Below are 12,025 nucleotides of genomic sequence, written 5' to 3'. Positions count from 1 at the left end.
CCTCTCCCCTCGGGCGCGGCAAACGCGTGAGCACTGCTCGTGACGGGACCACCCCACCTGCCAGGCATGGAAAAAGCTCAGGGCGCGTCCCCTTCGGGGAACGCGCCCTTTGCTTGTTTTGCTCTGTCAGCCGACGGTGACTGCTGGGGACTCGCCCTCCACGGGCTCCATCTCCTCGGCGATTCGCATCGCCTCTTCGATGAGGGTCTCCACGATCTGGTGTTCGGGGACGGTCTTGATGACCTTGCCCTTCACGAAGATCTGGCCCTTGCCGTTGCCGCTCGCCACGCCCAGGTCGGCCTCGCGGGCCTCGCCGGGGCCGTTCACGACGCAGCCCATGACGGCCACGCGCAGCGGGACCTCCATGCCCTCCAGACCGGCCGTGACCTGCTCGGCGAGCGTGTAGACGTCTACCTGGGCCCGGCCGCAGGACGGGCAGGAGACGATCTCCAGCTTCCTGGGGCGCAGGTTCAGGGACTGGAGGATCTGGTGGCCGACCTTGATCTCCTCCACCGGCGGGGCGCTCAGCGACACGCGGATCGTGTCGCCGATGCCCTGGCGGAGGAGTGCGCCGAAGGCCACGGCGGACTTGATGGTGCCCTGGAAGGCTGGGCCGGCCTCCGTGACGCCCAGGTGCAGGGGGTAGTCGCACTGCTCGGCCAGCAGTTCGTAGGCGCGGACCATGACCACCGGGTCGTTGTGCTTGACCGAGATCTTGATGTCGTGGAAGTCGTGCTCCGCGAAGAGCGAGGCCTCCCACATCGCGCTCTCGGCCAGGGCCTCCGGAGTGGCCTTGCCGTACTTCTGCAGCAGGCGGGGGTCGAGCGAGCCCGCGTTGACGCCGATGCGGATCGGGGTGCCGTGGTCCTTGGCGGCGGCCGCGATCTCCTTCACCTGGTCGTCGAACTTGCGGATGTTGCCCGGGTTGACCCGGACAGCGGCACAACCGGCCTCGATCGCGGCGAAGACGTACTTCGGCTGGAAGTGGATGTCGGCGATCACCGGGATCTGGGACTTCCTGGCGATCGCCGGCAGCGCGTCCGCGTCGTCCTGCGAGGGGCAGGCGACCCGGACGATGTCGCAGCCGGCCGCGGTGAGCTCCGCGATCTGCTGCAGCGTCGCGTTGACGTCCGACGTCAGGGTCGTCGTCATCGACTGGACGGAGACGGGGAACTCGCTGCCGACACCGACGTTGCCGACCATCAGCTGCCGGGTCTTGCGGCGTTCCGACAGCACCGGCGGCGGCAGTGCCGGCATTCCGAGCATCACGCCGTCACTCATGGGTTGTGCACCTTTCCGTGGATCACTCTTATTGCAACCTGATCGGGTTGACGATGTCTGCGGTCACGGTCAGCAGCGTGATGGCGCCGCCGATGAAGATGACCACGTAGGTGAGGGGCAGCAGGCGCATGTAGTTGACCGGGGCGCCGGCGGGCTTGCCGCGCAGCTTCCGAATCCAGTCTCGCACCCGTTCGTACAGGTTGACGGCGATGTGACCACCGTCAAGCGGCAGCAGCGGCAGGAGGTTGAACACACCCACGAAGAAGTTCAGGCCCGCGAGCATCAGGATGAAGAACGCCCAGAGGCCGCGCTCGGCCGCGTCGCCGCCCAGGCGGGAGGCGCCCACCACCGAGATCGGGGTGTCGAGGTCGCGCTCGCCTCCGCCGATGGCCTTGACCACGGCCGGGATGCGCTCCGGGAAGCGCATGAGGCCCTGCCAGGTGTTCACGAACATCTGGCCGGTGAAGCCGACGGCCGCCGGGACCGCCTCGACCGGGCCGTAGGTGAAGGACTGCTGGACGATCACACCGATCGCGCCGACCTCCTTCACCTCGATTCCGCCCTTGCCGTCGGAGATCTGGCGGCTGACCTTCGGCACGTCGACGGTGAGCGCGAGCTCCTTGTCGTCGCGCAGCACCTTGAACTCGTTCGGGCCGCTGAGGTCGCGGGTGACCTTCTGCATGTCCGACCAGGTGGCGATCGGCTTGCCCGCGATCGAGGTGATCCGGTCGCCGGGCTGCAGGCCCGCGCTCTTCGCCGGGGACGGGGCACTGGCGGGGCAGGCCGCGTCGACAGGCACGGTGTAGTCCTGCACGCAGTCGGTGATCTGCGCGAGGACCGGTTCGTCCTTGTTGTTCGGCAGGCCCAGCGACATCGCGAGGACCAGCAGGATGATGAAGCCGAGGAGGAAGTGCGTGAGCGACCCGGCGGACAGCACGACGACGCGCTTCCACACCTTCTGGTTGTAGAAGGCGCGCTTGCGGTCGTCCGGGTGCACGTCCTCGAGGGCCGTCATGCCGGTGATCTCGCAGAAGCCGCCGGCCGGGATCGCCTTCAGGCCGTACTCGGTCTCGCCCTTGCGGAACGAGAACAGCTTCGGGCCGAAGCCGATGAAGTAGCGGGTGACCTTCATGCCGAAGGCCTTCGCGGTCAGCAGGTGCCCGAACTCGTGCAGCGCGATGGAGAACGCGATGCCGAACGCGAACAGCAGCACCCCGAGGATGTTGACGACGGTGTTCACGGGACGTTCAGTTCCTTCCAACCAGCTCGCGGGCACGTGCGCGTGCCCAGTCCTCGGCGGCCAGTACCTCCGCGACGTCCGCGGGGTCGTTCTGCCATTCGTTCGCCTCGCCGAGAACCTGGCCGATGGTGTCCACGATCGACAGGAACGACGTCTTGCCCGCTACGAAGGAGGCGAGTGCCTCCTCGTTCGCGGCGTTGTAGACAGCGGGAAGGCACCCACCCGCGGTACCCGCCCGCCGCGCGAGCTCGACCGCCGGGAAGGTGGTGCTGTCCAGGGGTTCGAACGTCCACGAGGTGGCGGTGTCAAAGGTACAGGCAGCGGCGGCCCCCGCGACGCGCTCCGGCCACCCGAGGCCCAGCGAGATGGGGAGGCGCATGTCCGGCGGCGACGCCTGAGCCAGCGTCGAGCCGTCCGTGAAGGTCACCATCGAGTGAATGATGGACTGCGGGTGCACGACGACGTCGACGCGGTCGTACGGGACGCCGAACAACAGGTGCGCCTCGATCAGCTCGAGACCCTTGTTGACGAGGTTCGCCGAGTTGATGGTGACGACCTGGCCCATCGACCACGTCGGGTGCGCCATGGCCTGCTCGACCGTGATGCCGTCGAGCTCCGCCCTGCTCTTCCCGCGGAACGGCCCGCCGGACGCCGTGAGCACCAGCTTGTGCACCTCGTTCGCGGTGCCGCCGCGCAGGCACTGCGCCAGTGCCGAGTGCTCGGAGTCGACCGGCACGATCTGGTCCGGCTTCGCCGCCTTCAGCACGAGCGGCCCGCCCGCGATGAGCGACTCCTTGTTGGCGAGCGCGAGCGTGGCCCCGGTCTCGAGGACCTTCAGCGACGGTTCGAGCCCGCGCGACCCGTCCATGCCGTTGAGGACGACGTTCGCGGGCGCCGCCTCGACCAGGTCGACCATGCTGCTCAACGTCCGGACGCCGGGCACGTCGGCGCCGTTCGCCACCGCCACGACGGGGACGTCGAACTCTGCGGCCTGCTCTTTCAGCAGGTCCAGCTGACGTCCACCCGCGCCGAGCCCCACGACCTTGAAGCGGTCGCGGTTGCGCCGGATGACGTCGAGCGCCTGGGTGCCGACGGAACCGGTCGACCCCAGGATCAGGACAGTGCGTGGAGTACTCATCGCCCCTCATTGTTCCGGAGAGTGCCTGAGAGCCCGGCACAGCCCGCTACTTTGATAACGGAGTGGTTTTGGAGGTGTGAAGTCGCTAGATCGGGGGCATTCCACCGTCGTCAAGTCGGTTGGAAGGAGACTCTCGGTGGGCATCCTCGGATGGATCGTGCTCGGCCTGCTGGCCGGAGCTATCGCCAAGGCGATCATGCCGGGCAAGGACCCGGGCGGAATCATCATCACGATGCTGATCGGCATCGTTGGCGCGATCCTGGGCGGATTCATCGGATCTGCCGTCTTCGGGACCGATCTGGGTTCGTTCTTCGAGATCCGGACCTGGCTCCTCGCGATCGTCGGCTCGCTGATCCTGCTGGGCATCTACCGCCTGGTCACCGGTCGGCGAACGCACGCTTAGCCGCACAGACGTTTGAGGCCGTTCGGGTGATGCCCGAACGGCCTTTGCGTTTTCCGGATCAGTTCGCGATTCCCGCGTCCCTCGCCAGCAGGGCCGCCTGCACCCGGTTCGTCAGGCCCAGCTTGGCCAGTAGCCGCGACACGTACGTCTTCACCGTCGCCTCCGACATGTGCAGCTTGGCGCCGACGTCCGCGTTCGACATGCCCTGTCCCAGCAGCGCCAGCACCTCCACCTCGCGGTCGGTCAGGCCCTCGACGGCCTTCTGCGCCTCCTGCCGCTTCGGCTGGCCCGAGGTCGCGACCATGCCGACGACGCGCGAGGTGACCATCGGCGAGAGGTAGGCCTCGCCGGTGTTGACCGCGCGCACGGCCCGGAGCAGTTCCTCGGGGGCGGAGTCCTTCAGCAGGAAGCCGGCGGCGCCGTCGGACAGCGCGCGCACGATGTTCTCGTCCTCGCCGAACGTCGTCAGCATCACGACGCGCACGGACGGTGCGACGACTTTCAGTTCGCGCGCGCACGCCAGGCCGTCCATGCGTGGCATGCGGATGTCGAGCACCGCCACGTCGACTCGGCGTTCGCGGACGATCTGCAGAGCCTCCAGGCCGTCGCCCGCCTCCGCCACCAGCTCGATGTCGTCGGCGGTGCCGAGGATGGCCTTGATGCCCGCTCGCATGAGCGGCTCGTCGTCGGCGATGAGCACCCGGATCATTGACCGTTCCTCTGCACGTGGATCTTCTTCTCCACCAGCTTGCCGTCCCGGAAGCAGAAACGCACCACCCTGGTGCCCTTCGCGAGGTACGACTGCTCGTCGGTGATGTGGTAGACGCACCGGGCGCCCGGTGGCTCCGGCGATGCCTGCGACTTGCGTTCGCCGTCGGCCACCAGCGGTTCGTCGCCGGACGGCAGCAGCTTCATCACGTCGGCCTCGGACTGGCCCTCCTGGATCCGGTCGAGGTTCTCCTGCGACACGACCTCGGTCACCGGCTGCGTGCCGAGGTAGGTGAAGCCGCCGATGATCAAGGTCAGCACCAGCGACGCGCCCGCGATCGAGCCGACGCCCGCCCACTTGCGGATGCCGCGCGGTGACTCGGTCTCGTCCTGCTCGTCCTCGGGCTCGTCGGGCAGCGCGGTCTCCTCGTACGGCAGCACGGCCGCGATCCGGAAACCCCTCGACGGCAAGGCGCCCACGTGCAGGATGCCGCCGGCCAGGCGGACCCGTTCGGTGAGGCCGATCAGGCCGACGCCCGGTGCCGCGGCCGGCGAGCCGTTGCGCGACGGGTTGTTGCGCACCTCCACGACCAGCGCGTCCGGCTCGTACTTCACCGTCACCTGCACGGCGGCGCCCGGCGCGTGTTTCGACGCGTTGGTGAGGCCTTCCTGTGCGACGCGATAGGCGGCGTGAGAGACACGGGACGGCAAAGGGTGTGCCTGTCCACCTCGGACCAGACTGACGAGCACGCCTGCCTTGCGCGCGTCGCTCACCAACGAGTCGATGGACTCCGCTGTCCGTGTCGCGGGGTCGTCGTCGGGGCCGTCCTCGGCCCGCAGCACGCCGATGATCGCCCGCAGCTCCCCCATGCCCGTCAACGCCGCCGAGCGCAGGACGCCGATCGCCTCGCGCTGCTTGTCCCCCAGCGACGGGTCCATCGCCAGCGCGCCGGCGTGCACGGAGATCAACGACAGGCGGTGGCCCAGGCTGTCGTGCATGTCCTGGGCGATGCGGCTGCGTTCGCGCAGGCGCACCTGCCGCGACAGCAGCTTGTGCTCGCCCCGCATGCGCGCCTCGCGGTCCCGCATCGCCTGCACGAGCGCCTCGCGTTGCGCGAGGTACCGGCCGACGAGGAACGGCAGCGCCACGCCCACGCCGAAGATGGTGATCAGGATCAGCATCGCGTAGACGGGGTCGAGGTCGATCGGCCGCGCTTCCCAGTCCCACATCAGCACCACGACGACGAGCGTCAGCGCCGTCGAGACCACCGCCTTGCCCCACGACTCGATCCGGCGCCCGGCCGTGTAGCTCAGCACGACCATGAACGCCGGACCGGCGAACGGGATCGCCGCGCCCGCGATCATCGACGTCGCCGGCAGCACGTGCCGCAGCGGCAGCAGCACCAGGTAGGCGGCGACGTAGGCGACGACCGTCCAGCCGCCCGTCTCGTGTTCCGCCCACGGCCCCGGCCACAGGTCCAGCAGGATCGCGGCGACGAGGACGAGCAGGTCACCGACGAGCCGCACCGGGGTCAGCGTCCGGAACCGGGCCAGGACGTCAGCGAGGAACGCCTCGCCCCTGGCCCGCAGAGCAGTAATCACGACCCCAAGCTAACGAGACGTCCCATGTCCGCGCGGCACGCTGGAGTATGGAATCCGCGCGACGAAAGTTGACGCCGCCGGAAGGATCTCGTCCTGCCACGTGAACACGCGTGTACCGTTGTGCCGCCGGTGTCGGCAGGACCACACTCCACAAGCGCTACCCGACCAGGGCGGACCTGGTCCGCGCGGTCGCGAGCGAGGCGCTCGACCTCGTCGACGAGGCCATCTCCGGCGTCGACCTGGGCACCGACGACGCGGTCGACCAGCTCATCGCGAGGCTCGTGCCGCTGGGGCCGCGCGTGGAGTCCTGCTGCGGTTCCCGAACCTGCAGGACGACGAGCGCCTGAGCACGCGGCTCAACACCACGGACCAGCCGGTGATCGACCTGATCTCCCGGTTGCAGAGCACGCGGCTGCGTGCCGGGCGGCTCGCACCTCTCGACGCTCCCCGGCTCGTGCTGACCACGTTCTACCAGGGGGTAAGCCATGTTGGAGCAGTTGACCGGCCATGAAGACCCGCACCCGATCTACGAACGGCTACGCGCGCACGGCCCGCTGACGACCGATGGCGGCATGTGGGTCACGACCAGCCACGCGCTGGCCGGGAGGATCCTGCGCGACCGGCGGTTCGGCGTCCGGCCCGCCGACGGCGCCTTCGCCGGCGGCGCGAGCCTGCTGCCCGAGTCGTTCCTGGAGCTCGACCCACCGGACCACACCCGGCTGCGCAGGCTCGCCACACCCGCGTTCAGCCCGCGGAAGATCGCCGAGTACCGGGCCCGCGTCGAGAGGGTCGCCGACGCGCTCCTGGCGTCGGCCGGCGACGAGTTCGACCTGATCGGCGACTTCGCGGCGCCGTTGCCGATCTCGGTGATCAGCGACCTGCTGGGCATCCCGGACGAGGACACCGCCGAGTTCGCGGACTACGGCGCGCTGGTCGCCGCGTCGTTCGACTCCGGCGTCACCCCGGAGATGGCGAACGCCAACGACAAGGTGCTCGCCCTCTTCGACCGGCTCATCTCCCAGCGGCGCAGGACGCCCGGCGACGACGTGATCAGCTCGCTCGTCGCCGCCGAGGCCGAGCAGCGGCTCACCCCGCGGGAGATGCTCGGCACGCTGGTGCTGCTGCTGGTCGCGGGCTTCGAGACCACCGTGAACCTGATCGGCAACGGCACCCGCGCGCTGCTCGACCACCCCGCGCAGTGGCGGCTCTTCCTGGACAACCAGGACCTCGCGCCGGCGGTCGTCGAGGAGACGCTGCGGTGGGCGTCGCCGGTGCAGCTGACCAGCAGGATCGCGCACGAGCCGGTGGACGGGATCGGCGCGGGCGAGTGGGTGACACTGCTGATCGGCGCCGCCAACCGCGACCCCGAGGTCTACCCGGAACCCCACGAGTTCGACGTCCTGCGCGTGCACAAGCCGGAGCACCTCGCGTTCTCCAGCGGCATGCACTACTGCCTGGGCGCGACGCTCGCGCGCATGGAGGGCGACGTGGCGTTGCGCGCGCTCGCCCGGCACGTGCCCGGTCTGCGGCAGGCCGGTGCGGCGACGTTCCGCGACTCGGTGGTGATCCGCGGGATGAGGAGCTTCCCGGTCAGCCGGTCCTGAGCTTCCGAGCTTGGACCGGCGCGCCCTCGCACGTCAGTCGTGCGCGCGCGACCTCACACATCCGCCCCCACCCACATGTGCGACGATGACCTCGTAATCCGGATGAGCAGTGGAGGAAAGCGTGGCTACGTCCTCGGAACTGGACAAGCGTCCTGCCGTCGACCCTCACGAGGAGCCGTCGGCCGACTGGGGCTGGCACGGCACGCTGCCCAAGGGCACCCGCATCGCCGGCTGGCTGTCCGCCGTCTTCTGCTTCCTGATGCTGATCGGCAACCACCACGGTCAGACCGAGAACATCTTCCTCGTCGCCACCGGCGTCGCGATCATCGCGATGCTGCTGTGGGACGCCGCGCGCCGCAAGACCTCCTGGCGCCGCTAGACCTCCAGCACGATCTTGCCCTGGGTGCGACCCGTCTCGCCCAGGGCATGCGCTTTTCCGGCGTCCTCCAACGGGAACGTCGCGTCGACGTGCACCTTCAGCTTCCCGGCCTCGACCAGCGCCGTGATGGCCTCCAGCCCCGCGCGGTCCGGCTCGACCAGGATCGGGCTGGTCCTGATGTCGTCGCGCACCGGCCTGTCCACTCCGGACGGGACGCCGACGAACAGCCCGCCGGGACGTACCGGCGCCGGTGAGGCACCGCCCACCAGGTCGACGAGCACGTCGACGTCGGTCCCCTCGTAGTCGCCCACCGTGTAGTCGACCACCTCGTCGACGCCGAGGTCCTTCAGGAACCCGTGCTTGGCCTCGCGGGCGGTGCCGATGACGTACGCGCCCTGGGCCTTCGCGATCTGGACCGCGAGGTGGCCGACACCTCCGGCCGCCGCCGTGACCAGCACCTTCTGCCCCGGCTGCACGTCCGCGGTGTCCTTGAGCACCTGCCACGCGGTGAGCGCGGCCAGCGGCAGCGCGGCGGCCTCCACGTGGGTGAGGCCCCGCGGCTTGCGCGCGAAGTGGCGGGACGGCGCGGTGACGTACTCGGCGTAGGCGCTCGCGGCGTGCGGGAAGCGCGGCATGCCGTAGACCTCGTCGCCCGGCTTGAGCGTCGTCACCCCGAAGCCGACTTCCTCGACGACGCCGGAGACGTCCCAGCCGAGGATGAGCGGGAAGGTCTGCAGCCCGGCCATGCCGCTGCCCGCGCGGGTCTTCCAGTCGACCGGGTTGATGCCGGCGGCGTGCACCCTGACCAGCACCTCCGTCGGGATCGGGGCGGGCTTGGGCGCGTCGGTGAGGGTGAGGACGTCGTGTCCGCCGAACTCGTTCTGGGTGATCGCTCGCATGTGGACAATTCTGGGAGAGCTGGTCTCTTTCCGCAATCAGGCACTAGTTAGTGCACTAGGTACCTGGTAGAAACTAGGCGTGATCAGGGACGTTTACCTCAAGATGTGCCCGTGCCGCGACCTGCTGGACATGGTCGCGTCGAAGTGGACGGCTTTGGCGATCGGCGACCTGGAGGACGGACCCAAGCGGTTCGGTGAGCTCAAGCGCCGGCTCGACGGCATCAGCCAGAAGATGCTGACGCAGACGCTGCGGACATTAGAACGCGACGGGCTCGTCACGCGCACGGTCTACCCCTCGGTGCCGTTGCGCGTCGAGTACGAGCTGACCGAGCTGGGCCGCAGCGTCACCGAGCCGCTGGCCGCGCTGCGGGTGTGGGCGCAGAAGAACTACGAGGCCGTGGCGGAGGCGCGCGAGACCTTCGACAGCACCTCGCCCGTGGGGCTGGAACCCGTCAGCTGACCTCGTTCCTGTCCGGTCCTGTCCGCTGACAGTGCGTGCCGGGTTCGCTACCGTTCGAGATGGTCTAGACCGCTATCCCTGCCTCTCGCTGTGAAGGCGGTCTCTCATGTCTTTGAGCGTGTTGTTAGCGGCGTTGACCCTGCTCAGCCCGATCGTCGACGACCTGCCCGACGAGTTCCGGCAGCCCTCGTCCGCCGACGTCTCCATCCAGTCCGTCGTGTGCGACGGCGACGGCACCAGCGGCAAGCGCGTGCAGGCCGTGTACGTGCGCGGCGACCAGTCGGCGGACCGGTACGCGCAGCTCGTGGGCCAGTTCCAGACGTTCGCCGACCAGATCGACAACTCGGTCGTCGAGGCGGCGTCACGCCTGGGCGGCGGCGTCCGGCACGTGCGGTTCGTGACGGACTCGGCCTGTCGCGCGAAGGTCGACAACGTTGTCGTGCCGCAGTCGGCCATGTCCTCCCCCTCGGCCGTCGCCGACCAGCTCGCGGCGCGCGGCTACAACCGCACCGACCGCAAGTACCTGTTCTGGCACGACTCCGACGGCTGCGGTGTCGCCTGGGGCGCGCCGGGCGACGACCGTCCCGGCGCCGACAACGGCTACAACTCCGGACCTTCTTACGCGGCAGTGGGAACGGGCTGCTGGACGTGGCAGGCGAGCGGCCACGAGCTGCTGCACACCCTGGGCGCCGTGCAGCGGTCCGCACCACACTCCACGCAGTTCGGTCACTGCTGGGACGACCAGGACATCATGTGCTACGACGACGGCGGCATCCCGAACCCGCCCGGTGGCCTGGTGAACGTGTGCCCCGGAGCGCCGGAGAACCAGATCGACTGCAACGGCGACGACTACTTCCACACCAACCCCGCGGCCGGCTCGTACCTGGCGACGCACTGGAACGTGGCCCGCAGCCAGTTCCTGATCTCGTCGGGCAGCAGCGGCGGCGCGATCGTCGGCATCGGCGGGAAGTGCGTGGACGTCAGCAACTCCGGCACCGCCGACGGCACCGCGATCCAGCTCTGGGGCTGCAACTCGACCGGCGCCCAGCAGTGGACGCGCAACGGGGACACGTTGCGCGCCTTGGGCAAGTGCATGGACGTGTCCAACTCGGGCACCGCGGACGGCACCGTCGTTCAGCTGTGGGTGTGCAACGGCACCGGCGCCCAGACGTGGACCCGTTCCGGCAGCACGCTGCGCAACCCGCAGTCCGGCAAGTGCCTCGACCCGGCCGGCGGCTCGTCGGCCGACGGCACGCGGCTGGTGATCCGGTCGTGCACCGGCGCCGCGAGCCAGAACTGGACCCTCTGAGAAGTATCGGCCCCCGCTTGTCTCCGAGTGGGGGCCTTTCCCACGTTCCGGGCACAGTTGCAGGTATGCGCATGCGGCAGTTGGCTCAAGGCATACGTCCAGGCGAAGGGATCTCCTCCATGTCGGTCACCGACGAGCTGCTCGCCAACAACGCCACCTACGCAGCCCGGTTCTCGGGCCCGCTCCCCCTGCCCCCTGCCAAGCACGTGGCCGTCGTGGCCTGCATGGACGCCCGCATCGACGTCTACCGCGTCCTGGGCCTGCAGGAAGGCGAGGCGCACGTCATCCGCAACGCCGGCGGCGTGGTCACCGAGGACGAGATCCGCTCGCTCGCCATCAGCCAGCGCCTGCTCGGCACCCGCGAGATCATCCTGATCCACCACACCGACTGCGGCATGCTGACGTTCACCGACGACGACTTCAAGCGCTCCATCCAGGAGGACGTCGGCATCAAGCCGTCCTGGGCCGCCGAGGCGTTCGGCGACCTGGAGGAGGACGTGCGCCAGTCGATCGCACGCATCACCGGCAACCCGTTCGTGCCGGTGAAGGACTCGGTGCGCGGCTTCGTGTTCGACGTGGCGACGGGCGTGCTGACCGAGGTGAAGCCCTAGACGCCGTCCTCGGGTCGCCCCGAACGGCGCGGCTCCGCCAGCCGGGGCGGCCTGGTCTCAGCCTTCGGCAGCCAGCTGACCGCAGGCCGCCGCGATCTCCTGCCCGCGCGTGTCGCGCACGGTGCACTCGACGCCCTGCTCCCGCACCCGCCGCACGAACTCCCGCTCCACCGGCTTCGGCGACGCGTCCCACTTCGACCCCGGCGTCGGGTTCAGCGGGATAAGGTTCACGTGCACCAGCTGCCCGAGATGCTTGCGCAGCTTCTTGCCGAGCAGGTCGGCGCGCCAGCCCTGGTCGTTGATGTCGCGGATCAGCGCGTACTCGATCGACACGCGGCGGCCGGTCTGGTCCGCGTAGCCGCGCGCGGCCTCCAGGACCTCGGACACGTCC

General features: G+C 69.3%; 13 protein-coding genes and 1 pseudogene. 7 read left to right on the top strand and 7 right to left on the bottom strand.

Translation table 11 applies throughout. The features are described from left to right. Positions 1 to 126: 126 nt before the first annotated feature. The 3 genes from ispG to dxr are packed head-to-tail and all read right to left on the bottom strand — an operon-like array spanning position 127 to position 3,659. Entirely contained in the window at positions 127 to 1,257 is a 1,131-nt protein-coding gene (gene ispG / locus VF330_RS28820; protein WP_330854834.1) for a flavodoxin-dependent (E)-4-hydroxy-3-methylbut-2-enyl-diphosphate synthase, read from the bottom strand. A 52-nt stretch (positions 1,258 to 1,309) separates the two neighbouring features. Beyond that, entirely contained in the window at positions 1,310 to 2,521 is a 1,212-nt protein-coding gene (locus VF330_RS28815; RefSeq protein WP_330854832.1) for a site-2 protease family protein, read from the bottom strand. 7 nt (positions 2,522 to 2,528) lie between these two features. Beyond that, a complete protein-coding gene (dxr, locus tag VF330_RS28810) occupies positions 2,529 to 3,659 on the bottom strand; it encodes a 1-deoxy-D-xylulose-5-phosphate reductoisomerase (protein WP_330854831.1) in 1,131 nt (376 codons plus the stop codon). 136 nt (positions 3,660 to 3,795) lie between these two features. On the opposite strand from dxr, the gene VF330_RS28805 reads away from it, so the two are divergent. Then, positions 3,796 to 4,062 (top strand): GlsB/YeaQ/YmgE family stress response membrane protein, encoded by a 267-nt coding sequence (locus tag VF330_RS28805; protein WP_330854830.1) that lies wholly within the window; start codon positions 3,796 to 3,798, stop codon positions 4,060 to 4,062. Between the two features lie 58 nt (positions 4,063 to 4,120). On the opposite strand, the gene VF330_RS28800 is transcribed toward VF330_RS28805, so the two are convergent. Both VF330_RS28800 and VF330_RS28795 read right to left on the bottom strand, forming a co-directional pair. Next, positions 4,121 to 4,771 carry a response regulator transcription factor gene (locus VF330_RS28800; protein ID WP_330854829.1) on the bottom strand — a complete coding sequence of 217 codons (651 nt, stop codon included), beginning with the start codon at positions 4,769 to 4,771 and terminating at the stop codon, positions 4,121 to 4,123. Then, the gene (locus VF330_RS28795) at positions 4,768 to 6,372 is read right to left on the bottom strand and encodes a sensor histidine kinase (protein WP_330854827.1); all 1,605 of its coding nucleotides are present in this window, start codon (positions 6,370 to 6,372) and stop codon (positions 4,768 to 4,770) included. The genes VF330_RS28800 and VF330_RS28795 overlap by 4 nt, the downstream gene beginning before the upstream one ends. A gap of 110 nt (positions 6,373 to 6,482) precedes the next feature. Between VF330_RS28795 and VF330_RS28790 the strand changes: the two genes are divergently transcribed. From VF330_RS28790 to VF330_RS28780, 3 genes are all read left to right on the top strand, one after another. Beyond that, a complete protein-coding gene (locus tag VF330_RS28790) occupies positions 6,483 to 6,719 on the top strand; it encodes a hypothetical protein (protein ID WP_330854826.1) in 237 nt (78 codons plus the stop codon). Positions 6,720 to 6,857: 138 nt separating this feature from the next. Next, complete coding sequence (locus VF330_RS28785; RefSeq protein WP_330854825.1) at positions 6,858 to 7,976, top strand: cytochrome P450; 1,119 nt, start codon at positions 6,858 to 6,860, stop codon at positions 7,974 to 7,976. A gap of 121 nt (positions 7,977 to 8,097) precedes the next feature. Beyond that, on the top strand, positions 8,098 to 8,355 hold the full coding sequence (locus VF330_RS28780) for a DUF2631 domain-containing protein (protein WP_330854824.1): 258 nt from the start codon (positions 8,098 to 8,100) through the stop codon (positions 8,353 to 8,355). Here VF330_RS28780 and VF330_RS28775 read toward each other — a convergent pair. Continuing rightward, positions 8,352 to 9,254 carry an NADP-dependent oxidoreductase gene (locus VF330_RS28775; RefSeq protein ID WP_330854823.1) on the bottom strand — a complete coding sequence of 301 codons (903 nt, stop codon included), beginning with the start codon at positions 9,252 to 9,254 and terminating at the stop codon, positions 8,352 to 8,354. The two genes, VF330_RS28780 and VF330_RS28775, sit on opposite strands and share 4 nt — an antisense overlap. Before the next feature lie 103 nt (positions 9,255 to 9,357). On the opposite strand from VF330_RS28775, the gene VF330_RS28770 reads away from it, so the two are divergent. The 3 genes from VF330_RS28770 to VF330_RS28760 all read left to right on the top strand — a co-directional run bounded on the left by VF330_RS28770 (position 9,358) and on the right by VF330_RS28760 (position 11,634). Then, positions 9,358 to 9,714 (top strand): helix-turn-helix domain-containing protein, encoded by a 357-nt coding sequence (locus tag VF330_RS28770; protein ID WP_330854833.1) that lies wholly within the window; start codon positions 9,358 to 9,360, stop codon positions 9,712 to 9,714. A 106-nt stretch (positions 9,715 to 9,820) separates the two neighbouring features. Further along, on the top strand, positions 9,821 to 11,023 hold the full coding sequence (locus VF330_RS28765) for a ricin-type beta-trefoil lectin domain protein (RefSeq protein ID WP_330854822.1): 1,203 nt from the start codon (positions 9,821 to 9,823) through the stop codon (positions 11,021 to 11,023). Between the two features lie 119 nt (positions 11,024 to 11,142). Continuing rightward, positions 11,143 to 11,634 carry a carbonic anhydrase gene (locus VF330_RS28760; RefSeq protein WP_330854821.1) on the top strand — a complete coding sequence of 164 codons (492 nt, stop codon included), beginning with the start codon at positions 11,143 to 11,145 and terminating at the stop codon, positions 11,632 to 11,634. A gap of 57 nt (positions 11,635 to 11,691) precedes the next feature. Here the strand turns inward: VF330_RS28760 and VF330_RS28755 are convergent. Next, a pseudogene (locus VF330_RS28755) lies at positions 11,692 to 12,025 on the bottom strand (23S rRNA (adenine(2503)-C(2))-methyltransferase RlmN); the annotation flags it as partial.

Source organism: Lentzea sp., from assembly GCF_036380075.1.
GTDB lineage: Bacteria > Actinomycetota > Actinomycetes > Mycobacteriales > Pseudonocardiaceae > Lentzea.
Note: the sequence above shows the minus strand (reverse complement) of the source record. Positions and strands in the feature narration are given on the sequence as shown.

What these genes read in the sequence shown, in the direction of transcription:
- ispG (WP_330854834.1), bottom strand. Translation starts at nt 1,257, where the DNA reads ATGCCGGCACTGCCGCCGCCGGTGCTGTCGGAACGCCGCAAGACCCGG.
- dxr (WP_330854831.1), bottom strand. Translation starts at nt 3,659, where the DNA reads ATGAGTACTCCACGCACTGTCCTGATCCTGGGGTCGACCGGTTCCGTC.
- VF330_RS28800 (WP_330854829.1), bottom strand. Translation starts at nt 4,771, where the DNA reads ATGATCCGGGTGCTCATCGCCGACGACGAGCCGCTCATGCGAGCGGGC.
- VF330_RS28785 (WP_330854825.1), top strand. Translation starts at nt 6,858, where the DNA reads ATGTTGGAGCAGTTGACCGGCCATGAAGACCCGCACCCGATCTACGAA.
- VF330_RS28775 (WP_330854823.1), bottom strand. Translation starts at nt 9,254, where the DNA reads ATGCGAGCGATCACCCAGAACGAGTTCGGCGGACACGACGTCCTCACC.
- VF330_RS28770 (WP_330854833.1), top strand. Translation starts at nt 9,358, where the DNA reads ATGTGCCCGTGCCGCGACCTGCTGGACATGGTCGCGTCGAAGTGGACG.
- VF330_RS28765 (WP_330854822.1), top strand. Translation starts at nt 9,821, where the DNA reads ATGTCTTTGAGCGTGTTGTTAGCGGCGTTGACCCTGCTCAGCCCGATC.
- VF330_RS28760 (WP_330854821.1), top strand. Translation starts at nt 11,143, where the DNA reads ATGTCGGTCACCGACGAGCTGCTCGCCAACAACGCCACCTACGCAGCC.